This is a genomic window from Planctomycetota bacterium, assembly GCA_038746835.1.
GTDB lineage: Bacteria > Planctomycetota > Phycisphaerae > Tepidisphaerales > Tepidisphaeraceae > JBCDKH01.
The window spans coordinates 1-24,484 of the sequence record JBCDKH010000031.1 but is presented as its reverse complement, the minus strand read 5'-3'; the positions used below and the strand labels follow the sequence as shown (position 1 = coordinate 24,484).

Genomic DNA, 24,484 nt, shown 5'->3' with positions numbered 1-24,484 from the left:
TGGTGGTGCAGCAGCTGTTCTGCCACCTCGATCTTGGTCTCTTCCATCGGTTCTTCAGGGCATCTTCGGTCGGTCCAGCCATCATCGCCGCAGCGGTAGCCGGGCGGAGATTAGACCAGAATTGACGATGCTGTTCTGGAAGCAACCGGAGGAATTGGAAAAATGTTACTCGGCCGGGTTCATCGGACGACCGTGCATTCTGACACGCAGTTGCCCAGCGCGGTCGACTGGCCCTAGTGTGCCGGCCCGCCAGTCGGGAAGGACGCCTCATGCACTACCCACACCGCATCAGCAAGGTCAAGCGTGCTCGCAAGCTTGGCTTCCGTGCCCGCATGAGAACCAAGAGCGGCCGGAAGATCATCAATGCCCGCCGCCGCCGGGGCCAGAAGGCGTCTGCTCTCTGAGTTCTCGTCCGACGCTTTAGAGTGACGTTGAGATCGCGTCGACGGGCGTTCGGTCTGTCGTCTGCTGTGGCCGACGTTCTCGCTCTGTTCGGGTTTTTAGTGTGGCCGAGTGCGGGCGATGCGGCCTCTTGCCGCGTCAGGGGAAAAAATATCAGACCTGTCCTAACCGTCCGTCGCCCGAGCGTGTCAGCCGATGGGAAGGAGCCGGAGGCGTCGCCATGACGTCTCCGTGCGTGGAGTTATGCCGGTCATCCGGGAGCACTCCACCGAACGCGACGATGGACCGTCGTTGCTTTCAACGGAGCGTGGGTGTCGGACTCTCCGGCACACAGCATCGCTGATTCAGTGGGCTTTGACGAGCCCGCTGCGTTTTGAGACCAACCGCCGAACCTGCCCCAAACCCCCTCACGCACCGCCGATGCCGACGATGCCGAATCTCTGGACCGATCGCCTAAGCCGCCTCGCTGCCGCCCGGATCCGTGGACAACAAGCGTGCCGCAATGCGATTTCTGCGGTTCTTCCCGTTTTCGTGACGCCCGAACCCGACGCCCCCGGGCAAAGCCTTGAGAAGCTTGAGGGTCGCCGGCTCCTGTCGGGCGTGTCCTTCTCACAAGGCGTGGTCACGGTCGACGGCAACGACAACAGCCGCAACGAGGTCGATGTCGTTGACTACGGCGGCTACATCAAGGTCATCCTGAACAATGGCCAGGACGACGGCTGGTACGGCAAGCACGGCGTGGATCGCATCGAGTTCGAGGGCGGCTCGCGCGACGATCGCTTCGAGATGGACTCGCAGATCGACATCCCCGTTTATGCCGAGGGCAAGGCCGGCAACGACGTCTTCGAGACCGGTGCCGGCGACGACACTCTTCACGGCGGGTCGGGCAACGACCGAGCCAACGCCCGCAGCGGCTACGACCGCGCAAGTGAGGTCGAACAGCGGTCCGGCGTCGATGCGATCATCAACCCGCCCGGTGGCGGAAGTGGCGGTGGTAGTTCGGGCGGCGGCGGGTCATCCTCGGGTCAGCAGCCGTACAACGGCAGTGCCCGGCCCGTACCCGGCCGTATCCAAGCCGAGCACTACGACAACGGCGGGCAGAACGTCGCCTTCTACGACACCGACCCCAACCGCGACAACGGCGGCGGGAACTTCCGCAACACCGGCGTCGACCTCGGCCGAGGCGACTCCGTCGTCGGCTGGATCCGCTCGGGCGAGTGGCTGGAGTACACGACCAACGTCCAGCAATCCGGCGAGTACCGCGTCAAGCTCCGCGCCGCCAGCCCCAACAACGACGGCTCAGTCCGCGTCTCGATCGACGGCCAGACCCGCGAAACGCGGATTACGACCGACGGCTGGTCCGACTTCGACACCTTCGACCTCGGCACCATCAACCTGTCGTCGGGCCAGAAGGTCCTTCGCGTCACGTTCAATGCCACCAACGGCGACGTCGGCGACTTCGACTGGATCGAGCTCGAACGCGTCGGCGGTGGCTCCACGCCGAGCAATCCGACTCCGCCGTCGAATAACCCGTCGGGCTCTCAGCCCTACGGCAGCTCGCCGATCAACGCGACCGACCGCATCCAGGCCGAGCACTATGACCGTGGTGGCCAAGGCGTTGCGTACAACGACACGACGTCCGAGTCGTTCGGCTCGTCCTCGCTGCGTGGCGGCGATCGCGTCGACATCAACAACGGCGGCGGCAACACGCACGTCGGCTGGGCCGACACGGGTGAGTGGCTCAACTACACGATCAACGTCCAGCAGGCGGGCGAGTACGAAGCCATCGTCAACGCGGCCACGGCCAACTGGCAGGGCTCGGTCCGCATCGTCACTGAGGACGGCGACAACGCATCTCGCGTCATCGACCGCAACGGCTGGCAGAACTTCTCGGAGCAGAGCCTCGGCCGGATTTCACTGGGCTCGGGCACGCAGGTGATTCGCCTCGAGTTCAGCCAGCCCAACGGCGGCGACGCAGCCAACGTGGACTACATCGAGCTGCGTCCGGTCAACGGCAACAACCCGACGCCGCCGCCACCTCCACCGCCCGCACCGCCGCCACCGCCGCCGTCGAATCCGACCCCGCCGTCCAACCCCGGCACGCCGACGCCGCCGACGTCCAACGTTCGGCCCGACGCCCGGATCACCGCGGTCACCTCCACCTCGATCATGGCCGGCATGAGCTTCCACGCCCATGCCCTGGACACCTCGTTCAACGTCGGCGACGAAGACACCGCCCGCATCGAGTGGGACTTTGGCAACCCCGGCGGCAAGTACAACAAGATCACCGGCTTCAACGCAGGCCACCTCTACGAGAACCCCGGTTCCTACACGGTCCGCCTGACCGTCTGGAACGAGGCCGGTCAGTCCGACACGACAACACGCACCGTCAACGTCACGCCCGATTCGCGGACAACGGTCTACGTCTCCCGGTGGGGCAACGACGGCAACTCGGGCACGAGCTCCTCCTCGCCCGTCCGGACGATCGAGCGCGGCGTCGAGCGCATCCACCAGCTCGGCAACAACACCAAGCTCGTCCTCGAGCGCGGCCACACCTACGACGTCGACACGACGCTGCAAATCCACCTCAACAACGTCGTCGTCGGTGCTTACGGCTCAGGCCAGAAGCCGACGATCATGTGGACCAACCCGCGTGAACACTGGAACAACAAGTCCGTCTTCTGGTTCGATACCAGCAAGACCGACTTCACCGTCCGCGACGTCACGTTCGACTCGCCTTACGGCAACGACACCAGTGGCTACGGCATTCCCGCCGCCATCCAGCCGTCGGGTAAGAACATCACCGTTTACAACGTGACGTTCGACGACATGGGCGACGCCATCCTCGGCTCGGCCGCTCCGGACGGCATTCTGGTTCTGGAGAACGACGTGCCCGGCACGCGCGATCTTCGTCGCTACTTCACCTGGATCGAAGGCAACGACTGGACGATCCTGGGCAACTCCGTCCCGAACAGCACACGCGAGCACATCGTCCGCATCAGCGGCGGCGAGCGGGTCAACGTCGGCGACAACGACTTCGGTAACATCGACCGACGCGACCAGGGCGACCCCTACGACTACGCCAAGGGCGTCGTCAACGTCCAGAAGGGTCAGCACGCTTACGTCTGGGGCAACCGCCTCAACGGCAGCAACGGCACCGGCCCGCTCGGCGATGCCGACGGCCTGTCCGAAACGTGGGCCCGGTTCCGCCACAGCGTCTTTGAGGGCAACCGCGTCACAGGCTCCTACATCATCGAGCACGGTGCCGAACACGTTCACCTTCGCAGCAACATCTTCGACTCCGACGACATGACCGCGATCGTGGTCGAAGGCTACAGCTCGACGTACAACCGAGGCGTGGTCGACGCGCACATCGTCAACAACACGATCATCAACGACGGCACCATCGGGCAGTTCGCCCGGGTCTGGGCCGGCACCGATGACATCGCCTTGGCCAACAACCTGTACGTGGCGCCCGACCTCTATGTCGGCCCGAATGGCACCGCCCTGCTGCAGATCAACGCCAACAACCTGAACGGGTTCTCGACGATCGAGAACAACGTCTGGGCCGACGCCGACTATCTCGCCTGGGCCGACGGCCTGCTCTGGGTCGGCACGGGCGGCGGCAACTCCGGCTTCCAGACCAAGCAGGACTGGCTCAGCTTCTCCCGCGTCGACGACGACGTCTTCGCCAACACGAGCCTCGACAGCCAGTACCGCCCGAATGGCGTGGCCCGAAACGCCGGCGCTCAGTACGAAGGTGTCTTCGTCGACTTCTACGGCAACTGGCGCGACAGCAACGGCCAACGCTCCGTCGGTGCCGTCGAGGCCTGATCCGGCCACCCCATCCGACATCTTCCGGATGGCGAGAAGAGCCCCGGCACATCGCGTGCCGGGGCATTTGCGTGGACTCTCCACATCAACATCGTCGCGAGTCTCGACAGACCGCTCTGGACGCTCTCTTCGAATGACGCTCGTCGTTCAGTCTCTACTGAGCAACGCATCGCGGATTCGACTCAAGAGTCCCAAGTGGACCCGACCGAGCCAAGCTTTTCGCCACCCACGCGCAGTTGCAGAAGCGCTCGCTCACGCGGGCGGCTACGTGAACCATCGAGTCTTAACACGAAGTGTTCCTGATAACGAAACCGATATGTGCAAAATCTTCCAGGCGACACTCAACTTGATTTCCTACGCATGACGACTGGTGCCACTGCATCATTGCAGTGGTCGATCGCAAGCACTGCAAGAACGCAGTGGCACCTGGCTAGAGCAAGTTGACCTTGCCCGTAGCGGATCGATCGTGCCACGAAGTGACAACGTCGTGTCCGGACAAGAGCACGACGTTGTCACGTCGTGGCACTGGACGCTCCATCGAATGTTGATCCGCGCTAAGTGAACCATCGAACCTCAAGACTTCGGTTGTTTCACCTACAAAGCCCACTCCCCGCTTAGCGGTGAGCGCTAGCGAACCTCCGCGACAATCGACGGCTCGGAAGTCGCAAGTTCAATCAACCGCTCATCAGACCCTTCCTACCCGCGCTCGTTCCACTCGGTGTGGAAAGTCTCACCGACTGGCTTGTCAAGACGCTCGTAAGTGTGCGCCCCGAAGAAGTCGCGCTGCGCCTGGATCAGGTTGGCAGGGAGACGGGCGGTGCGGTAGCTGTCGTAGTACGCGAGGCTCGTGGCAAACCCTGGCACCGGCACGCCCTGCTCGGCGGCGAGGCGGACGACGCGACGCCAAGCCGCCTGCCGCTCGGCAAGCTCGTTCGTGAACTGCTCGGCCATCAACAGGTTTGCCAGGTCAGGCTGCTTGCTGATCGCCGCCGTGATGTCGTTGAGGAACGCCGCACGGATGATGCAGCCGGCTCGCCAGATGCCCGCGACTTCCTTGATGCGAAGGCCGAAGTCGTACTCCTTGTCCGCCGCCTGCAGGAGCGTGAAGCCCTGGGCGTAGCTGCAGATTTTCGAGCAGTAGAGCGCGGCCCGCACGTCGGTGATGAGCTTGGCCTTGTCGATGCTGCCGCTGGCGGGCGTAGGACCAGCCAGGACGCCTTCCGCCTTCTCGCGTTCGCCCTTTCGGTCGCTGATGCTCCGCGCCATCACGGCTTCGGCGATCGTCGGAATGCTCACGCCCAAATCCATGCCGGCCTTGACCGTCCAGGCACCGGTCCCCTTGGCCTTGGCAGCGTCGCGGACGAGGTCGATCAGGTCTTCGCTGTCACCGTCGGCTTTGCCGTACTTGAAGATGTCGGCGGTGATGTCGATGAGGAACGACTGGAGGTCTTGCCCGGTGTTCCAGTCACTGAAGACGTCGGCCAGCTCGCCGTTGGTCAGTCCGCCGACGCGCTTGAGCAGGTCGTAGCTCTCGGCGATGAGCTGCATGTCGCCGTACTCGATGCCGTTGTGGACCATCTTGACGAAGTGCCCCGCCCCGCCGTTGCCGAGGTAGGTGACGCAGGGCTTGCCGTCTTCCTCCGCCTTGGCGCTGATCTTCTTGAGGATCTCGTCGACCTCGTCATACAGCTTCTCCGTGCCGCCGGGCATGAGCGACGGACCCCAGAGAGCGCCTTCCTCGCCGCCCGAGACGCCGCAGCCGAAGAAGCCGAAGCCGTGCTCCTCCATGTCCTTGGCCCGCCGCTCGGTGTCGGTGAAAAGCGAGTTGCCGCCGTCGATGACCATGTCGTCCTTGTCCAGGAGCGGCTTGAGGTCATCGAGCACGTAGTCGACCGGCTTGCCGGCCTTGACCATGACGAGGATGCGACGCGGCTTCTCCAGAAGGGCGACGAACTCCTCGTAGGTCTTGCCCATCTTGATGTTCTTGCCCTCGTTCTCCTTAACGAAGTCCTCGGACTTGCTGGTCGTCCGGTTGAAGACGGCGATTGGGTAGCCGTTGCGCTCGATGTTGAGGGCGATGTTTCGGCCCATCACTTCGAGGCCGACGATGCCGAACTTCTGGGTACCCGTCGCGGTGTCGCTCATGCATGGAACTTAGCCGCGTCACGGCGAGCGGCACAAGCTTCGGCTTTCGCGCTAGAGTCGCCGCCCGACGATGCCGCGCGATTACTACGAGGTTCTGGAGCTGCCCCGCACCGCCGATGCGGCCGCGATCAAGAAGGCGCACCGCAAACTCGCCCGCAAGCTCCACCCGGACGTCAACAAGGACGACCCGTCTGCCGCGACGAAGTTCCAGGAAGTCCAGGAGGCGTACGACGTCCTGGGCGACCCGGAGAAGCGGAAGATGTACGACCAATTCGGCCACGCCGGCGTCGGAGCCGGCGCACCGGGTGGCGGTGGTGATCCGTTCGGCGGCTACGGCCCAACAGGCAGCGGCGGACCCAGCGGGTTCCCGGGCGGGTTTGGCGGTCGGCAGATGAATCCCGAAGACCTCGAAGAGCTCCGCAACGGACAGTTCGGCGACATCTTCGAAGGCTTGTTCGGTTCGGCAGGTCCGTTCGGCAGGCGCGGCGTCAGGCAGCGTCCGGGGCCCGGCGACTACGCGACGGACTCGCGATCCCGGCCGCGGGCGAACGAGCTGAATATCGAGGTGCCCGTCACGATCGACTTCCGCGACGCCGCCAACGGCACGACGGTCCGCATCTCGACGCCCGGAGAGGCGGAAAAGATCGAGGCCAAGGTGCCGCCGGGCGTCAAAGACGGCCAACGCGTCCGCCTGCGTGGCCGAGGCCAGCGAGCGGCTGGCGTGGTGGGCGACCTGATTCTCGTCGTCAGCGTGCGCGATCACGCCTACTTCCGCCGCGACGGCCTGAACGTGCTGCTCGACGTGCCCGTCACCGTCTGGGACGCCCTGCTCGGCGGCAAGGTCGAAGTGCCGACGCTCGACGGCAAGGTCACGCTGACGATCCCGCCCGGCTCCAGCAGCGGCCAGAAGCTCCGCATTAAGGGCCAGGGCATTACCAAAGGCCCGGAGAGCGGCGATCAGTTGTGCGTCGTGAAGGTCATCGTGCCCAAGTCGCTGACGGACGAACAGAAGCAACTCGTCGAGCAGCTCAAGGATTCCGCCGACTTCGACCCCGCCCGCGACGCGCCGTGGCGCTGAGTCCTCGAACTGCTCCGATCGTCAGGTAGTTTCGGGTGTGGGCTCAGCGAGCCTGCCCTCCTGCTTCTCCACAATCGACGCGATGAGCGAGAGCACGACGCTGCTGGCAAACATCCAGACGCCCCAGCGCAGCGCCAGCTCGCTCCCGCCGGGAAGGCCCTTGATCGCAAGCACGAGCATTGCGATGACCAGCACGTCCAAAAGTGACCACTTGCCCGCATGACGTGCGATCGACGACGCGAGCGTTGGCCCGGTCCGTTCGTTGGCGAAGGCGAGCAGCGCGAGCTTCAGCGTTGGAAAGGCAACGGTGAACGCGAGCAGGACGAGCCCGATCGCGACGTCGCCGCCGCGGACGAGCGTCGTGATCCCGCCGAGCAGGCTATAGCTCTGCTCGCGCTCGGCAGACGTGTCCGGATCGAGCAGCCGAACCCAGCCGTCCCACCGGCCGAAGTCGGTCGTGAGCGTCATCGCCGGTGCTACCAGACCCAGGCCCAGCAGCACGGCAGAGACGAGGGTGAATAGTCGGACGATCGACCGCCTCATCGGTCGCTGGCCCTCTGGAGCAGATCGGGCAGTGCCGTCTCGCGTGGAACGAGGTCGAGCACGATCCGCACGACGCCACCCTCGGCAAACTCGAGCCGGTTCACGCCTTCCCGCAACGTCGCCATCGGCAGGTCGAACCGGCCGGCCTCGTCGCTGGGTGTGAAGTCGTCGTCGTCGTAGATCTCGATCCGCAGCACGCCACCGTCCGCCGCTCGGACGAGCGGAGCCTTGACGGCGCTCGCGATGTCGACCTCGCCGCTCAGCAGTGCCTCATGGACGTCGACTGCGATGAGGTCCCACTCGGCGATGAGACGATCGTCGCGCGTTGGGCCGTCGTGGACGAGGGTGTCGTTCCAGTAGAGGTTGTAGCGAATGTCGGGAGCGCCGCCGCGCGCGTCCCAGGCGTTGTCCGGGTCGGCCCGGAGTTCGATCAGCTTGACGTGGACGTAGTAGTCGCCATCGACGAGAAGGTGCTGCGGCGGCGTCTCGGGTTCCGAATCCGGCGGCGCCGGGTTTGGCGCAGACTGGGCCGGGTCGTTCAATCGCGGCCGACTGTCGACGGGCGTGACGGCCGTCGCGCTGCCGTTATCGCGCTGAATCAGCAACCAACCAACGCCGGCCGTGCCAGCGACGAGGACGACGGTCAGCACCGCCATGAGCCACGCGGGCCATCGTCGGGCAGGAGCTTCCGACATCGCCGCACGATAGGTGATCGACATGCGCTTGACGTCGGCGAGCGCCGTGCAGTTCTTGAAACCGTCAGTGCATCGACGTCGCTCGTAGTGTTGTGGGTCCTTTCAATCGACGCGACGAATCCGCACGACATGGCAGAAACCCAGCCCACGCATCCGCACCCCACCGCCGCCACGCTCGGGCAGCTCAAGGAGACCGATTACCACTTTTTGCCGGTCAAAGACGAGCTGCGCAGGAACCTCATCACCAAGCTGCGGAACCAGGACGACCTCTTCCCAGGCATCCGCGGCTATCGAGACACCGTTGTCCCGCAGGTCATCAACGGCCTGCTCGCCAAGCACGATCTCCTCTTCCTCGGCCTCCGCGGGCAGGCCAAGACGCGCATCCTCCGCATGCTGCCAGAGCTGCTCGACGAGTGGATTCCTGTCATCGGCGGGCTCGACATCAGCGACGACCCGCTGATTCCCATGACGCAGGTCGGCCGACGCAAAGTCCAGGACCACGGCGACGACACGCCCGTCGAGTGGGTCCATCGCAGCAAGCGATACCAGGAAAAGCTCGCCACGCCGGACGTCACGATCGCCGACCTCATCGGCGAGATCGACCTCGTCAAGCACGCCGAAGGTCGGTACCTGTCGGATGAGTCGACCATGCACTTCGGGCTGATCCCGCGGGCGAATCGCGGCATCTTCGCCATCAACGAGCTGCCCGACCTCTCGCCGCGCATCCAAGTCGGCCTGTTCAACGTGCTCGAGGAACGCGACGTCCAGATTCGCGGCTACCCGATCCGCCTTGAGCTCGACGTCTTCCTCACGTTCAGCGCCAACCCCGAGGACTACACCAACCGCGGCCGAATCGTCACGCCGCTCAAGGACCGCATCGGGACGGTCGTCCGCACGCACTACCCGGCGACGGCACAGGAAGGCATCGAGATCGCTCGCGAAAATGCCTGGCTCGACCGCGACGAAGGCCCAGCCGGCAGCGGCGTGGGCGTGGTCGTGCCGCCGTTCATGCAGATGATCATCGAGGAAGTCGTCCGCCTCGCCCGCACCAGCCCGCACGTCTCGCAGGCGTCGGGCGTGTCGGTCCGCACCAGCATCGCCAATCTCGAATCGGCCGTCAGCAACGCGGAGCGTCGCGGCATCCTCACAGGCGAGGAACGCGTCGCCGTCCGGCCGTGCGATTTGCAGCACGTCATCGCCAGCAGCCGCGGCAAGGTCGAGATGACGCTCGCCGAGGACGATGCCAGCGAAGACAAGCTCCTCCGCACGCTCATCGGCGAGGCGGTCAAGAACGTCTTCGACGCGGTCGCCGATCCCGACTCATTCGAGACGATCATCGAGCAATTCGAGGGCAACCTCTCGTTCCCGGCCGATGACGAGTTGTCGGCCAAGGAGTTCGTCGCGAACATGGAGGCTGTCAATGGCCTTCGCGACGGCGCGGAGAACGTCGCTCGCGCAATGCAGATGGATCCAGACGATCCGCAGGTCTTGGCCGGCGCGGGCGAGCTGCTGCTTGAGGGCCTGTACGTTCACAACCGGCTCAGCAAGTTCGACAGTGACGGCAAGTCCTTCTTCAAGCGATGAGTCGATGACGGCCCTGATTGCCCTCGTCCTCGCCACCGGACTGGCCGGGGCGGGCGTCAGCTTGGCGACGGAGCTTGCCGCGATCGGCGTTGACGGACCGGGGCTTGGCCTTTGGCTCGTCGCGTTGGCGCTCGCCTGGTTCGCGTTGGACTTGCGTCACCGCCTGGCCGAGGTCGCAGGCGTCGCCTTTGTGGTCGCGGTGTTTGCCTGGATGACGTCGCAGCTGACGTCGCTCGCGGGGGTTCTGCCGCTCGTCGCGGCCGTGGCGGGAGCGAGCGTCGCGGCCCTGCTGCCGTGGCGGATGGGAGGCAGTGCCTTTTGGATCGCCCGCTCGACGCTTGTTGCGGGGGTCGTGCTTGTGGGACTGCCGGGGGTGGCATCGTCTCCCATTGGGCTCCACTGGCTGGTCGCGGGTGGCTTTGCGTTGCCAATCGGCTGCGCCATGTTGTCGTGGCAGCGAAAACGGCAGCAACAATCCACCGTGTGCACAACGTCTGAATAATTACGCAGGGCGTTGTTTCTCAGTGGTTTCGGCCATTTTTCGGCAGCGATATCAGCCCCGGATGCGCGCGTTCGACCGCCGCAGAACGCAGTGGAGTCGTCGCTAGACGCGGTGGAATGGATCGGATAGATTTCCCTGACACAACCGCCGATCGGAACACGATCCACACCAGAGTGGCACGCGAGACCACGGCGGACGATTCAGCGACCCGGTGCCGACGACCACTGATGAGCCTCCAACGACCCCATCCCGAGCAACTGTCTCGCGGGGGCCGTTCTTTATCGGCGAAATGCCGCTCACGGTGGACGACAAGGGACGACTCCTCGTCCCTGCAGAAGTACGTCGGCAAATGGAGCGTGGCGACGAGAGCACCTTCATCATCCTTCGCGGCAAGAACCACCAGATCTGGCTCTACCCGGAGCGATACTACGAAGAGCGCGTCGCACCCGAATCAGACGACCCCGTGCCCGACGACGACGAGTTGGACTACATGCTCACCGTCCTCGGGCAGGCATCGCGGCTCACGCCTGACAAGGCAGGCCGCGTGGTGCTTCCGGAGGGCACTGTCGACCGCAAGCAGCTCGGCCGAGAGGTCATGCTCGTGGGTGTTCGCAACCACTTGCAGCTGTGGAACCGACAGGACTACCTCGAGTACCGCGAGACGAAGGATCGCCAGCGGGCCGAAATTGCAGATCGCTACAAGGCCGTCAAGGACCGACGGCGTGCAGCGGGCTAACACCACCTTTGCTACCGAGGCAGACACGCGAACCCAACAGGTTGTGGCGTTTGCTGTCGCGGAGCAAGAGCAGAGGTGCGTCGAGCGAGGCGGTATGGGATAAACGCGGGAGAGAGCAAAGGCACGCCAGGATGGCGACTCGACCCGAAGCCATCGGGCTCGTGCCAAGGACGTTGACTCTCGACTGCAACAGCTGAGCGGACCCATTGGCGACTTGTCGCCGTGCGTCGTCCGTGTGGAGCGACCCCGCATGTGCGGAGGGCGCAGGGCATCGAACGGCCGATCGGAATCGGTCGAGAACCTTCAACCGGAGACGCACAGACAACCACGATTCGCGACCCGTTGCCGTCGACACGGAGGTCGACACCAAGGCAACACCTGACTGCGACCACCACGGACGGTGGTCACCAGGTCGCACCGACCGATGGCTTCGGCCTTCACGTCGGCTGCGAAGCGAATCCGTCGAACCCGAGGCCGCGGCACCGGCTTCGACGTGAGACGGGTTCGACTCAGGACGTCCGCCGGCACTTAGGGATGAGCGTCGCGGCACGGGCGGATCGATGGTGCGGGAGGATCGGGCTAGCACAGCCTTCTCTCATCTTCGCGGACGTCACCACCGGTGATGGCTGCCAAGACGGGGTCACAGGTTCGTGCGACGGCCGCCCGGTCCAAACGCCGAGCAGAGTCGGCCGACATCGGCGTGATGGATCACGTCGACTCGCCGGGCCAACCGACTCTGCATCCGAACACCGTCGGCACGCGGCCGCAGACCCGCCGTGCCGGCGACGCCCGACGTCGACATCGCTCGCCTGCCCTTTCCGCCAGACCGGGAACGCACGCCGAGCAACACGGGGCTGATCACCCGTCGTCGACGTCCCAGGCACTCCCGCCCTGCCGCTGATCCGGCACGACGGGATTCGAGGCGGCTCGTCGTTGCCGCCTCTCACGGGGTCCAGGACGACCCCGACGACGACTTCACGGGAGCAAATTCAGGGACGGCTTCCATCGCACCACGCGATCGGGGGCAAGGACGCCCTGCTTCCGGTTCGTCGCACGACTCGGCGTATAAACCGGTCTCACCTGCTCGCACCGGGACGAAGTGGTGGTGCCGAACCGACGTTGGCGCGCTCAACGCGAGGACGACCTCAAACCGATTCCGATGCGACGCACGGAATCGGTCACCGCTGGTGAGCAAAACGCTTCGCAGAACGTTGTCCGATGACCGCGCTACGAGACGAGGTCCCTCGGCTCCGCTCCGAATGACGGAGGTGGATGTTCGCGTTAAGCACTGGTTAGCCGCCCGCGTCAGCGGGCGTTTCGGTACTCTGGTGCATGGACGTAGCGAATGCGACGACGCGATCAGCGCCCGCTGACGCGGGCGGCTACCTGCTTTCTCTTACGGAAGTCCTGCAGTCTCCAGTCACTGATCGTGTTACTCGTCAGCCTTCTCGTCGTCACCACCGAGGAGGTCACCGAGACCTTTTTGGATGCCGTCGCCGAGACCTTTGCGGACGGCGTCTTTGGCTTTGTCGGTGTCGCCGTCGAGGATGGCACCGGCTGCATCGCCGGCGACCCCGCCCAGCTCGTTGGCGATCTCGTTTTGCAGCCGATCGCCGAGTTGGTTGCCGTAGTCCGTCAAGACGCCGCGGAGGTCGCCAGAGAGGACTGCCCGCAACTCCGGCGGGAGGTCTTCGCTCTCGGCGGCCTGACTTGCAAGGGCCATCGCGACCTGCCCGACGACCCGGCCGAGCTCGGCCCCGTTCTGAGCCTCATCAGCTGTGCCGATCTGTTCGAGCGTCACGTTCGGCAGCGTGAAGCTGTACTCCTCGTCGAGGTCGGCGATCTTCGGCAGAACGACGACGCGAGCCTGGGTCACGGTGAGGCGATCGATCAGCAGCAACGTCGTCTCCTCGTCGCTCATCTCAAGGTTGGCCAGCAGGTCACGCAGATTGAGCCGAAGCTGCTCAGCAAGGCCGCCGGCGGAGCCACGTTCAATCGTGAGCGTCGGCGAGTTGATGTCGATCGACTCGATCCGCACGGGATCCCCGGTGAGCCCGGCAAAGCCGACCTTGGCCGAGACCTGGCCCATCTCGAAGAGGTGATCGGACGAGTAGCCCTCTGGGTTGTCGATCGACAGGTCGGTCAGCGTGAGCGATCCGCCGAGGATGGAGACGTCGGCATCGCCGAGGAGTGTCTCGACGGACAGTTGCTTCGTGCCCTCGGTCTCGACGACACGCTCGACGATGCCGTCAAGCCGGCCTGCGACGATCACGAGGCCGACGACCAGCAGGAGTACGAGAGATCCGAACGCGAAAGCGATGATTTTCAGCGGGCGCTTCATGGTTCCTCCAGGTCGCCAAGTCTAGCGCGGCCTTGACCTTCGATGTGATGGCGACACTGTTCTGCATGCCCAGGTGCCTGCTGTTCGTCGTCGCCGTGATTGCCGTTGCATTGGCCAGCGAGCAGGTCCGTGCAGCGTTAACCGCCGACGAGTTGCTGCTGGTCGTCAACCAGAACGAGCCGCGTGGCATCGAGCTCGCCAACCACTACGCCGCCGTTCGTGGGGTGCCGGACAATCGGATCATCGAGCTCGACCTGCCGACGGACGACGCGATCTCTCGCGAGCAGTTTCAGTCTGTCGTTCGGCCGGCACTGAGGAAGGCGATCGACGAGCGCGGGCTCCGGAACGAAGTCCGCTGCATCGTCACGTTCTACGGCGTGCCGTTGAAGGTCGGCCGGTACCAGCCGACGTTCGAGGAAGCTGCGGAGCGTGAGGCGTTGCAGGCCAAGGCGGGCAAGGTGCGTGTGCGACTCGACCCAATCATCGACCGTGCGGTAGCGACGGCCGAGGCGGCGGGTGCGCGGGTTCCGCCGCTGCCGGACTTGAGCCCGGCATTCATCACACGACTCCAGACGCTGCAGGTGGCGGAGGCTCGGATCAAACAGGCGGCCACGCAGCTGCCCGCGTCGGATCGGGCGGTTTTGCAGGAGACGGTCAACACGCTGGCGTCGCAGCTTGCGTCGCCATACGGATTCGACGCGCCGTTGGTCGAGGCGGAAACGGCAGAATTGAACCGGCTTGTCCGATCCGCACCGACGGCGGCGGATCGGGCGCGGGCACTCGAACTGGCCGGAAGGTCATCGCTGCTGACGATGGCCAGGGTCGTTGCGGAACAGTTGGCGTTTCTCGAGCCGGACAAAAGCAACGCGTCGTTCGACAGCGAGCTGGCCTTGCTCTTCCGAGACGCGACGCCGGCCCACCTGTGGCTCCCGAATCCACTGGTCAACCGCGATCCGAGCGCACCTTGGCCGGCCGAGGCGCTCATGACCGCGCGGCTCGACGGCCCGGACGCGGACACCGTCCGACGCATGATCGACGACGCCGTCGCCGTCGAGGAACGCGGGCTCACTGGCAAGATCGTCATCGATTCCCGCGGCATCCGCCCGCCTTGGAAAGACGGCCTCGGTCCGTTCGACGAGCAGCTTCGACAGCTGGCCGGATTCCTGCAGCAGAACGCGACGCTCCCCGTCGTTCACGACGACCTGCCGGAGACCTTCTCGCGAACCGCCGACGGCACGGCCGCGGTGACGGACGTGGCGGTGTACGTGGGTTGGTATCGCCTGCGGAAGTACAACGCGCCGTTCGATCTGGTGCCGGGCGCAGTCGCTTTTCACGTGGCGTCGTTCGAGATGGTGCGGCTGCAGGGCAAGAACGAGCGAGGCTGGGTCGCGGGATTGCTTCGCGACGGCTCGGCCGCGTCGCTCGGGCCGACGAACGAGCCGTACCTCTCGGCCTTTCCGTTGCCACGGACCTTTGTTCCGCTGCTGCTGACAGGGCGATACACGCTAGCTGAGGTGTACTGGGCGACGGTGCCGCATGTCAGTTGGCAGATGGGCCTGGTAGGCGATCCGCTTTATCGCCCCTTCGCCAAGATGCCTGGAATCCGAATGGGTGCTCCGTAAGCCGGTGCTGAATGGCAGATTGGACGTGTCGGTCCACCACGGCTGCTAAAGCGGCTTGCCGTCTAGCCGATGTAAGGGGTGACCGACCGTCGGTGTCCGGGCAGCGTTCAAGTCGAGCGTCGTCCACGGACGCCGGGGTTCTGCCCAGCCGCTCAATGCCATGCCCTGCCAACTGATCTGCCCCAATCTCAGCTGTCGCAAGATTCTCAAGGTTCCCGAGGAAGCCCGCGGGAAGGTGGTCCGCTGCCAGTACTGCCAGACGATGCTCCGCGTCCCCCCGGCCCGCCGGCCTTCGCTGGCCCCGACGACGGGCAACGCAACCGAGGACCAGCAACCGCCACAACTTCGGCAGGCGTCGTGAAGCACATCTGAGACGACAGCAAAACGCTCCGCCTTCCAAGGGAAGGCGGAGCGATGATTTCGCTTCACTTCAGGAAAGCGGCGAACTCAAGGAGCAGTCCCGAGATCGTCCGTCGGCATCAGGAAGCTGTCGAGCTCATCCCATGGGCTCGCGTCGAGAACCGTGAACCCGTTCTCGTAAGCCGTGTTGGCATTGAAGGCAGCGGCAGCGGTTCCATTCGCCGCACCGAACCCGTTCTGATCGTTCCCGTTCGTGATGGGATCATTCTGACGGGTGTAGATGTTGTCGTCGCTGGCACCGGCGAACGGGGTCTGCTCGAAGCGGACCGAACCATCGGCGAACAGGACGTTCTGGCCGTCCTTGCCGTGGTTGTTGGAGTTACCACGCTGAAGCTGCCTCGTGGAAGCGTTGTCCTTGGCGTTCGCGACGCCGCCGTCAATGTTGGCGAACGTGACATCATCAATGCCGGCCGAGATGCCCGGGTTGATGTCAGCTGCGATGGCAACAGACGGGCCGAGCGTACCAGTCCACTTGAAACCACGACCCTGGGAGGCAGTGTCGCCGTAAGGGATTTGGAAGCTATAGCTCGCCGACTGGAGGAAGTTACCGAAGTTGGCATAGTTCGTCTTCGTCCGACCGGCATCGAACTCGGCCTCGGAGGCGTTGTTGCTCGGGCAGAGGAAGACGGCCGGCGTGAGGTCGCTGACGCGGATCAGGTGCCAGAAGGCACCGGTCACGTCGTTGACGTCGACGTTGGCATCCGTGGCCTGACCAGCGGCGTTGGTCGTGGCGACCGCGTTAGCTGGCGTCCGGAACGGATCAGCCGTGGTGGTCGCACTCTCAGCGATACCGGCCTGGCCGGTGCGTGCAGCACCACCTTGGTCGGTCCCGAAGCGAACCGCAAACGTCGCTGGCGTTGCAGGAGCGTAGATCGTACGCGGGAAGCCCGAGCTACGGGTGTCGTCGATCGAGTACTGAACCATCGCCTGGCCGATCTGACGCAGGTTGCTGGCGCACTTGACCTTGTTGGCGGCCTCGCGGGCGCGGTTGAGGCTGGGCAGCAGGATCGAGATCAGCAGCGCGATGATGCCGATGACGACCAGCAGCTCGACCAGCGTGAAGCCGGCGCGGCGGGTCTTGGAAGCGGTGTGCTTCATCTGTCAAAGCTCCTTTCGGCCCAAACGGGCCAGGGAACGGGAGTTGTCGACCTGCTGCCGTCTTCGCCCCGACTCGCCATGCTCTGCCGCCGGCGTGCCGGACGAGAGAGGTATGGAGGTATGAGGATGCCTGCTTGCCCGTGTCGGCCCGGTTCATCGAAAGTCGATGTCTCGGTGTCGTCGGCTGGTGCGTGGCTCGTGCGGAGGTGATCTGGCAGGATTCGACTCTGCGACGACGAACGCCGCCGTCGCGGTGGGTGAGACGATCTTTCGTCTCATCTTCAGGGCAGATGCCCAAGAAGTCTGGTTGTTGCCGCCTTATGCGGCGTGATCTCGTGGGGTTCGACCGGACGGTCGAAGGTGGCGGGTCTGCGGCCGAGTCGTCCGACGCCGGACGGCTCCTCAAGTCGGACGCAGCAGCGGAAAGACTACCAGAACCACCAGGCGTGTCAACACGAATGTGCCTGTTGAGACATCACCCGAACCAGCGACTGCCTAGTTCTGACGCATCGAATCGCCGTTCTGGGCCAGCAAACGCTGCTGAGCCTCGCGAAGACGCCCCACCACCGCCTCCGGCACAAGCTTCTGCAACGTAGCGACGTCCCCGCCGAGCGTCACGACCTGGCGAATCAGGCTGCTGCTCGTCAAGGCGTACTGGTCGCCCGTCATCAGGAACAGCGTCTCGACATCGCCGACCGCGCGGTTGGCCAAGGCGCTTTGGAACTCGTATCGGAGATCGCTGACATCGCGAATGCCCCGAAGCAAGCAGCTGGCTTCCTTGCGGCGAACGAAGTCCGCCGTCAGGCCGCTGTAGGCCTCGACGCTCACGTTGCCCGGCCCGCCGTCCAGGACGTCGCGGACCATCGCAAGTCGATCGTCATGGCTGAAGAGCTCCGACTTCTCCGGGTTCACGCCGATGCCCACGATGAGCTCGTCGAACAGCGACGCCCCACGACGGATGACGTCGACGTGCCCATTGGTGATCGGGTCGAACTGCCCGGGGAAGACCGCACGTCGGACCTGCCGATCGCTCATCCCGAAAGCGTACCCGATCCTGCGGCGAATCACCGGACTTCGAGGTCGCCCGTGCCGAATCGCTCGCCCAACGTCGGCAATTCGACCGCCTTCTCGCCGTCGCGAACCACCTCGCCGGCGATCCACGCTCGGTGGCCGGCCGACGTCGCCGCCCGCACCGTCGCATCGGCATCGTCCGGCCGTACGTACGCGACGAAGCCGACGCCCATGTTGAATGTCGCCAGCATCTCCCGCCGTTCGACCGGCCCGTGCTGCTGGATGAAGTCGAAGATCGGCAACGGCTCGCCGGGCTCATCGACGCGGTACACCAGCTCTCTCTCCGCACGCATGAGCTTGCGGAAACCGTGCCCGGTCAGGTGGACCAGATAACTCGGCCTGACGCCGCTGGCGAGTAGTTCGCGGACGAAATCGACGTAGATCGCACTCGGCGACAGCAACGCCCGGCCGTACGTCGTCTCGCCGCAAGGCTGGTCGTAGCCGACACGATCGCCAATCCGACGGCAGAGCGTCAGGCCGTTGGTCTGCACGCCGGTGCTGGCCAGGAAGACCATCTTGTCACCGACCTGGATGTCCGCGGTGATGCGATCGGACGCCTTCATCCGGCCAATCGCACTGCCGGCCAGCACGATCGTCGATGGTTCGACAAGGCCCGACAACGCCGGCGTCTCACCACCGCCCCACGTCGCACCGGCCCGTTTGCAACCCTCGGCAAACCCCGCAGCCAAGGCAGACGCACGCTCTTCGTTTGCGAACCACGCTCCATCGCCCACCGCCGCGTGCATGGCGACGACCGCCGGCAGGCAGCCGACGGTGATCAGGTCGTTGACGATCGTCGCCACCGTGTCGATGCCGATGCCGTGGTAAAGCGCCGGATCGCCAATCGCATCGGCGACGAGGTTCTTGGTGCCAAGCCCCTCCTCGACGTGCGCGAGGAACGTCCCGTCGCCCGCGTCGACCAGGTAGGCCGACTCGCCGCGGGTCCCGCGTGCTTCGGCCATGCCGTGCCGCTGCAGCAAATCGACGGTTCGACCCGCCTCGCGTTGGCAGGCGCGCTTGAAGGCGTCGAGAGGGTCGTAGTCGACGCCGCTGGAGGCGTAGGTCATCGGCTTCGGGTCGGCCACGTCTCAACGTAGTCTTGCTGCATGCCCGACCTCTGGACCGCCTGGCGAGATCGTCTGGCCTTCAGCACCAATGCGTTCAAGAAGACGTCGTGGGAGCAGGCGATCAGCGACATCGCCGGCTGCGGTTACGCCGGCTGTGAGATCATGGCCGACCAGCCGCATTTCACGCCCTTCGACATGTCGACCAACGAGGTCATCTCGCTGGGAGACGCCCTCTCTGACGCGGGACTTCGCGCCAGCAACGTCAACGCCTTCACCGGTTTCTTCAATGCCGAGCCCTTTCCTCACGGGCGTCCCACTGGCGACACCTACTCGCCCACGTGGATCGACGATGATCCCGACGGCCTGACGACACGCGTCGACCACACGCTTGCCAGCATTCGGCTCGCCGCCGCGATCGGCGCAGACACGGTCAGCCTGCAACCCGGCGGGCCGATGATCGGCCGAGACGCGTCGCGCGACGAACTCGAGGCTCGTTTCGCCGACGGAATCCGACGCTGCCTCCGGACCGCCAAGGCCAACGACGTCACGCTCGCCATCGAGCCCGAGCCAGGCCTCCTGCTCGAAACGACCCCCGAGTACGTCGCGTGGAAGGCGTGCTACTTCGACGACGAGCCGTCGATCTCCATGAATTTCGACGTCGGCCACGCCTTCTGCGTCGGCGAAGACCCTGCAGCGACAGCCCGTGACCTGGTCGGCCAGTACACACACGTCCACCTCGAAGACATCGCCGCGTCACGTGTCCACCAGCACCTCGTCCCGGGCAAGGGGGCGATCGACTTCGTCGCCCTCTTCGCCGCGCTGTCCGACGTCGGCTATGGCGGCTGGGTCACGGTCGAGCTCTATCCGTTCATGGACGGCCCGGCGGGCGTTGCGAAAGACGCGATTCACTTCCTCGAAGAACAGCTCACGAGTGCCTGATGCCTCGTCGTCTCATATTCGTCGTTGCGAATGAGTTCGGATTTGTTAGGGTTCCTGCCGAAGCCACGTCGTCACCATGAGCGAGGACGCCGATCAATCCCGCGAACCCTCGCCCAACGGCACACCCGTCACGGGGCTCGCGGGCGAACTCGGAAAGCGACACCCATTCCGAACGCTCAGCCAAGAGGCGTATATCAGCGTCCTCCGCACGGCCAACCGCATTGAAAAGCCGTTCGACGAGCTCGTCGGCGAGCACGACCTGAGCCAATCGCTCTTCAACGTTCTCCGCATCGTCAAAGGTCACGAGCCGGACGGCGTGACCTGTCAGCGCATCGGCGAGCACCTCATCAGCCGAGGCCCGGACGTCACACGCCTTGTCAATCGTCTTGTCGACCGGAAGTACGTCGAACGCGTCCAATGCAACCTCGACCTTCGGCGTCGCCTTGTCCGGCTCACCAAAGCCGGGCAGCAAGCGCTGGATCAACTCACCCCGCAAGTCGACGCCCTGCACCTCAGTCAATTCGACGGCCTGGAAGATGACGAGCTGCGACAGCTGATTGTGTTGCTCACACGCCTCCGCGAAGCCGCAGCACGCCACGAAGCCGCCAACAACGCCGATGCGAGCCCCACGAAATGACGTGTCGCAGGCGATCCCCGTCGCCGCCTGCTTGCAACGGCAGGCCGGTGCGTTCTAATACGCGGGCTGAACCCACGGATGGGGCCGGCAGCCAATCACGCCGCCCGGCTCCGACGCGCCTGGCGATTCCAACCGTTGGGAGACGGATGTCCCGCACCTCCACACTCGCGCTCTTCGCCGCCCTTGTCCTGACGTCGCTCGTCGGCTGTCAGCAGAAGTCCCGCTACGCCACCGGCGGTGACGGCGGCCTCGGCGGTCCGCTGCTGCCCGAAGAGCACGCACACGATCATCCGCACCACCATCATCACGACGGTCACGCCCACCACCACGGCGGGGAATCGGCACCGCTGCCCGACGCAGACATCGAGCCGGCCGAACTCCGCGTGCCCTACACCTGGCACCCGGCCGTCCGATCCCGGCCGTGGAAGTACATCGTCATCCATCACTCCGCAACGCCCGACGGCGGCGCTCGCGAGTTCGACAAACTCCACCGCGGCAACGGCTGGGACGAACTCGGCTACCACTTCGTCATCGGTAACGGCACCGACACGCCCGACGGTGCCGTCGAAGTCGGCCCACGCTGGCGCAAGCAGAAGCACGGCGCCCACGCCAAAACCGCCGACAACCGCTTCAACGAACTCGGCATCGGCATCTGCCTCGTCGGCAACTTCGACCACTCGTCGCCGACCCAGCGCCAGATGCACGCCCTGACCGTGCTGTCGGCCCACCTGATGCAGCAGTATCGCATACCACCCGGCCGCCTCATCGGCCACGGCGACACGAGCGCGACGGCCTGCCCGGGCGAAGCCCTCCACGCCCGACTCCCCGCCCTCCGCCGCGCTGCCAGCAACCTCTCCCGCCAAGCCTCCGTCGCCGCCGCGCGCTGAACGCTGACAGTTGCCGACGCCATCTCCCGGCGTAGACTGCGGGCCACCTTCGGGATGTAGCGCAGCTTGGTAGCGCGCCTCGTTCGGGACGAGGAGGTCGCTGGTTCGAATCCAGTCATCCCGACTCTGCCGTGCCCTTGGGCATGTCGGGTCAGAAGTTCACAGCGGGAGCATGATGTCGTTCCTCGGGCGGCTGCGTGTGTGTCGTAGCCTTGGTAAATGACGCCACGCACCACACTCAGAGCCTCCGACGGGCGCTTCGTCGCGTGCGCCATCGCCGTGGTGTTCGTGTGGATGACACCGTTAAACGCCTTCGGTGGCGCTGAAGCTGGCGGTCTCGAGCGAGCCTGTGAGATGGCGACGACGGTGACCATCACGCGGGACGCATTCGGCGTCCCACACATCGAAGCGGAAACCGATGCCGGTGCCGTCTTCGGATTCGTCTACGCACGGGCCGAAGACGAGTTCCATTACGTCGAGCAGTCGATCATCGCCAGCCTCGGCCGACTGAGCGAAGTCCGCGGTGAGCAAGGCGTCCTTTGGGATCGTCTTTTGCATTCACTCGACGTCCAGACCATCGCCAAGCAAGACTATGAGTCGGCTTCGCCACGCGTCCGAGCGTTGTGTGATGCCGGCGCTGATGCTTTGAATTGGTTTTTGCACAATCGTCCCGACGTTGAGCCCGCACTGCTCACGCATTTCGAGCCGTGGTGGTTTTGCGCACAGGACTTGGGCTTCAGCGTCAACGCCGCAGTCCGTGAACTCCAGCGAGCTGGCACGGCCAATCCCAGTGGCTTTCCCGCCGACGTCAGCCGTTTGGACGGCTCCAACGCGTGGGCGATTGCTCCTTCACGCACGCCTGGCAGGAACGGGCCGGCGATGCTCTTCATCAACCCACACATCCCGCTCGAAGCGGTCTACGAGGGACATCTCACCAGCGATGAAGGCTGGAACATCTATGGAGCCACGGCATACGGGCGCGGACTGATGCCCATGTTTGGCCACAATCAGCGACTCGGGTGGGCACTGACGGTCAATCAGCCCGACATCGTCGACTTCTACCGCATCACGTTCGGCCACGACACCAACCCGCTCGCGTATCGCTACGACGCGGGGTGGCGGCAAGGCGTTGAACGGTTCGCGTTGATCCGCGTTCTGCAAGACGACGGCACTCTTGAAGAGCGCCAGCTTCGCTTCATCGACACCCACCACGGCCCGATCATCAGGCAAGCCGGTGGCGATTATCTCGCACTGCGTGTGGCCGGTCTTGATAGCGGAGGTGCGCTTGCTCAGTGGTACGCCATGAGCAAGGCGCAAACCCTTGACCAGTTCAAAGCTGCTATTGCCAAACGGGCCCTGAGTTTTCACAACGTCGTCTACGCCGACGCCGATGGGAACATCTTCTACGTCTACAACGGCTCGATACCGAGGCGATCTAACGAATTCGATTGGTCCAAGCCGGTCAACGGTTCGGATCCCAACACCGAGTGGGACGGCTACTACGAGGTGGACGACCTGCCGCAGATTCTAAACCCGCGATCTGGCTACGTCCAAAACTGCAACTCCGACCCCTTCCTGACGACTAGCAAAGACAATCCCGGCAGGGCTGATTTTCCGAGCGCGATGATTGGGCCAGACCCAATCAACTTCCGAATGCAGCGCTCGCACGCAATCCTGGGTCAAGGTGAGCCCTTGACGTTCGACTCGCTCTCTGAAGCGACCTTCGATACCTACGTCCATGCCTCGGACAGCTATATTCCGCGAATTGTGAAAGGTTGGGAGGCCTTACTCAAGTCTGACCCTGATCGCGCTGAGCAGCTCCGTGATTCCGTCGATCTCCTTGTCACATGGGATCGGAAAGCGGCCGTGGACTCCGAAGCGACGACTGTCTTCATGCTCTGGTTTGAGGCGGTCTACCCAGCGATCCAATCCGACACGCTGACGGATGCGATGGGTATCAGCGCGTTGGAATCGATCGTCCAGGCGATCGAGCGCACGTTTGGCAGGCGAGCGATCTCCTGGGGCGAGGTCAATCGGCACCAACGACCGGCTGATGACCCCGCGAATCCCTTCTCCGATGACCGCCCGAGTCTCCCTGTCGCGGGTGGACATGGCGAGGCCGGGATCATGTTCAATTTCATTGCTCGCGCACAGAACACACGTCTCCGCTACGGTTTCCACGGCAACTCGTACGTGTCGATCGTTGCTTTCGGCGACTCACCGAGGGCGAGATCGTTGACGCCCTACGGCCAAAGCCGCGATCCCGAATCACCTCACTTCGAGGATCAGATGAGTCTCTACGCACAAGGCAGACTCAGAGACGTGTTCTTCACGCGAGATGCGTTCCGCGCAAATGCGAAGCAAACGTACAGGCCCGGCGAGTAGGCACTTTGGATGTTCGATCGCTGCTAGCTCAATAGACGTCCAGGCGACGGAGCAGAGAAGACTCAACTGTCAAGCAGAAGGTTGCAGAGCGATCGGGCTATCTTGAAAGCGGTCGCCTTACGGCCTGCCCGTGTGGGGGATCGTTTCGGCCAGGGCTTCGAGCTTTTGTCGGACCTCCGCGTACTCGGGGTCGCTGGCGACGTTGCGGGTTTCGAGGGGGTCGGCTTCGTAGTCGTAGAGCTCGACGTCGACGATGGGGCCGGAGGTTTCGCCGAGGTTTCGGGCGTCCATGTCGCGCCAGAGGACTAGGCGGTAGCGGTCGGTGCGGAAGGCGTAACCCATCAGGTGGTTGTCGCCCGCGCCGCCGCGCGGGTATTGGCTGACGGCGACCTCTTTCACGCGGTCGGCTTCTCCTCGTGTCTGAGCTATGCGTAACCCTCGCCCCTTTTACCTGGCTTTCGAGTAGATGGGACGTGAAAGTATTTTGGGTAAAAATCT

The 24,484-nt window shown here is 64.5% G+C and carries 20 protein-coding genes and 1 tRNA gene; 13 read left to right on the top strand and 8 right to left on the bottom strand.

Translation table 11 applies throughout. The features are described from left to right. The first annotated feature begins 269 nt into the window (after nt 1–269). Both rpmH and AAGI46_05260 read left to right on the top strand, forming a co-directional pair. The gene (rpmH, locus tag AAGI46_05265; protein MEM1011614.1) at nt 270–404 is read left to right on the top strand and encodes a 50S ribosomal protein L34; all 135 of its coding nucleotides are present in this window, start codon (nt 270–272) and stop codon (nt 402–404) included. A gap of 529 nt (nt 405–933) precedes the next feature. Continuing rightward, nucleotides 934–4,236 (top strand): carbohydrate-binding protein, encoded by a 3,303-nt coding sequence (locus AAGI46_05260; protein MEM1011613.1) that lies wholly within the window; start codon nt 934–936, stop codon nt 4,234–4,236. Nucleotides 4,237–4,932: 696 nt separating this feature from the next. On the opposite strand, the gene gndA is transcribed toward AAGI46_05260, so the two are convergent. Then, complete coding sequence (gene gndA, locus AAGI46_05255) at nt 4,933–6,381, bottom strand: NADP-dependent phosphogluconate dehydrogenase (GenBank protein MEM1011612.1); 1,449 nt, start codon at nt 6,379–6,381, stop codon at nt 4,933–4,935. A 70-nt stretch (nt 6,382–6,451) separates the two neighbouring features. Between gndA and AAGI46_05250 the strand changes: the two genes are divergently transcribed. Then, entirely contained in the window at nt 6,452–7,459 is a 1,008-nt protein-coding gene (locus AAGI46_05250; protein ID MEM1011611.1) for a DnaJ C-terminal domain-containing protein, read from the top strand. A gap of 21 nt (nt 7,460–7,480) precedes the next feature. Here AAGI46_05250 and AAGI46_05245 read toward each other — a convergent pair whose 3' ends face one another. Together AAGI46_05245 and AAGI46_05240 are read right to left on the bottom strand one after the other, a co-directional pair. Beyond that, nucleotides 7,481–8,002, bottom strand: a complete 522-nt coding sequence (locus tag AAGI46_05245) for a paraquat-inducible protein A (protein ID MEM1011610.1) — start codon at nt 8,000–8,002, stop codon at nt 7,481–7,483. Further along, entirely contained in the window at nt 7,999–8,697 is a 699-nt protein-coding gene (locus tag AAGI46_05240; protein MEM1011609.1) for a hypothetical protein, read from the bottom strand. Before AAGI46_05240 ends, AAGI46_05245 begins: the two co-directional genes overlap by 4 nt. A 129-nt stretch (nt 8,698–8,826) precedes the next feature. Between AAGI46_05240 and AAGI46_05235 the strand changes: the two genes are divergently transcribed. The 3 genes from AAGI46_05235 (at nt 8,827) to AAGI46_05225 (ending at nt 11,519) form a co-directional block, all read left to right on the top strand. Next, a complete protein-coding gene (locus AAGI46_05235) occupies nt 8,827–10,281 on the top strand; it encodes a sigma 54-interacting transcriptional regulator (protein MEM1011608.1) in 1,455 nt (484 codons plus the stop codon). A 4-nt stretch (nt 10,282–10,285) separates the two neighbouring features. After that, a complete protein-coding gene (locus AAGI46_05230) occupies nt 10,286–10,783 on the top strand; it encodes a hypothetical protein (GenBank protein MEM1011607.1) in 498 nt (165 codons plus the stop codon). Nucleotides 10,784–10,994: 211 nt separating this feature from the next. After that, nucleotides 10,995–11,519, top strand: a complete 525-nt coding sequence (locus tag AAGI46_05225) for a hypothetical protein (protein MEM1011606.1) — start codon at nt 10,995–10,997, stop codon at nt 11,517–11,519. 1,432 nt (nt 11,520–12,951) lie between these two features. Here the strand turns inward: AAGI46_05225 and AAGI46_05220 are convergent. Continuing rightward, nucleotides 12,952–13,860, bottom strand: a complete 909-nt coding sequence (locus tag AAGI46_05220; protein ID MEM1011605.1) for an AsmA family protein — start codon at nt 13,858–13,860, stop codon at nt 12,952–12,954. Between the two features lie 65 nt (nt 13,861–13,925). Here AAGI46_05220 and AAGI46_05215 point away from each other — a divergent pair, with 65 nt between their 5' ends. Further along, a complete protein-coding gene (locus AAGI46_05215; protein MEM1011604.1) occupies nt 13,926–15,482 on the top strand; it encodes a TIGR03790 family protein in 1,557 nt (518 codons plus the stop codon). Between the two features lie 160 nt (nt 15,483–15,642). After that, nucleotides 15,643–15,843 carry a hypothetical protein gene (locus AAGI46_05210; protein MEM1011603.1) on the top strand — a complete coding sequence of 67 codons (201 nt, stop codon included), beginning with the start codon at nt 15,643–15,645 and terminating at the stop codon, nt 15,841–15,843. An 86-nt stretch (nt 15,844–15,929) separates the two neighbouring features. Here AAGI46_05210 and AAGI46_05205 read toward each other — a convergent pair whose 3' ends face one another. The 3 genes from AAGI46_05205 to AAGI46_05195 form a co-directional block, all read right to left on the bottom strand. Continuing rightward, complete coding sequence (locus AAGI46_05205) at nt 15,930–17,000, bottom strand: DUF1559 domain-containing protein (GenBank protein MEM1011602.1); 1,071 nt, start codon at nt 16,998–17,000, stop codon at nt 15,930–15,932. Between the two features lie 495 nt (nt 17,001–17,495). Next, nucleotides 17,496–18,035: a pantetheine-phosphate adenylyltransferase gene (gene coaD / locus AAGI46_05200; protein MEM1011601.1), complete on the bottom strand. Its 540-nt coding sequence runs from the start codon at nt 18,033–18,035 to the stop codon at nt 17,496–17,498. Nucleotides 18,036–18,064: 29 nt separating this feature from the next. Further along, a complete protein-coding gene (locus AAGI46_05195) occupies nt 18,065–19,156 on the bottom strand; it encodes an AIR synthase-related protein (protein MEM1011600.1) in 1,092 nt (363 codons plus the stop codon). Nucleotides 19,157–19,177: 21 nt separating this feature from the next. On the opposite strand from AAGI46_05195, the gene AAGI46_05190 reads away from it, so the two are divergent. The 5 genes from AAGI46_05190 to AAGI46_05170 all read left to right on the top strand — a co-directional run bounded on the left by AAGI46_05190 (nt 19,178) and on the right by AAGI46_05170 (nt 23,986). Next, the gene (locus AAGI46_05190; GenBank protein MEM1011599.1) at nt 19,178–20,077 is read left to right on the top strand and encodes a sugar phosphate isomerase/epimerase; all 900 of its coding nucleotides are present in this window, start codon (nt 19,178–19,180) and stop codon (nt 20,075–20,077) included. Between the two features lie 76 nt (nt 20,078–20,153). Beyond that, complete coding sequence (locus AAGI46_05185; GenBank protein ID MEM1011598.1) at nt 20,154–20,714, top strand: MarR family winged helix-turn-helix transcriptional regulator; 561 nt, start codon at nt 20,154–20,156, stop codon at nt 20,712–20,714. Nucleotides 20,715–20,860: 146 nt separating this feature from the next. Beyond that, nucleotides 20,861–21,601 (top strand): peptidoglycan recognition family protein, encoded by a 741-nt coding sequence (locus tag AAGI46_05180; protein ID MEM1011597.1) that lies wholly within the window; start codon nt 20,861–20,863, stop codon nt 21,599–21,601. 50 nt (nt 21,602–21,651) lie between these two features. Beyond that, a tRNA-Pro gene (locus AAGI46_05175) sits at nt 21,652–21,725 on the top strand. 230 nt (nt 21,726–21,955) lie between these two features. Further along, nucleotides 21,956–23,986 (top strand): penicillin acylase family protein, encoded by a 2,031-nt coding sequence (locus AAGI46_05170; GenBank protein ID MEM1011596.1) that lies wholly within the window; start codon nt 21,956–21,958, stop codon nt 23,984–23,986. 117 nt (nt 23,987–24,103) lie between these two features. Here the strand turns inward: AAGI46_05170 and AAGI46_05165 are convergent, their stop codons facing one another. Continuing rightward, on the bottom strand, nt 24,104–24,385 hold the full coding sequence (locus AAGI46_05165) for a hypothetical protein (GenBank protein MEM1011595.1): 282 nt from the start codon (nt 24,383–24,385) through the stop codon (nt 24,104–24,106). Nucleotides 24,386–24,484: the final 99 nt, after the last annotated feature.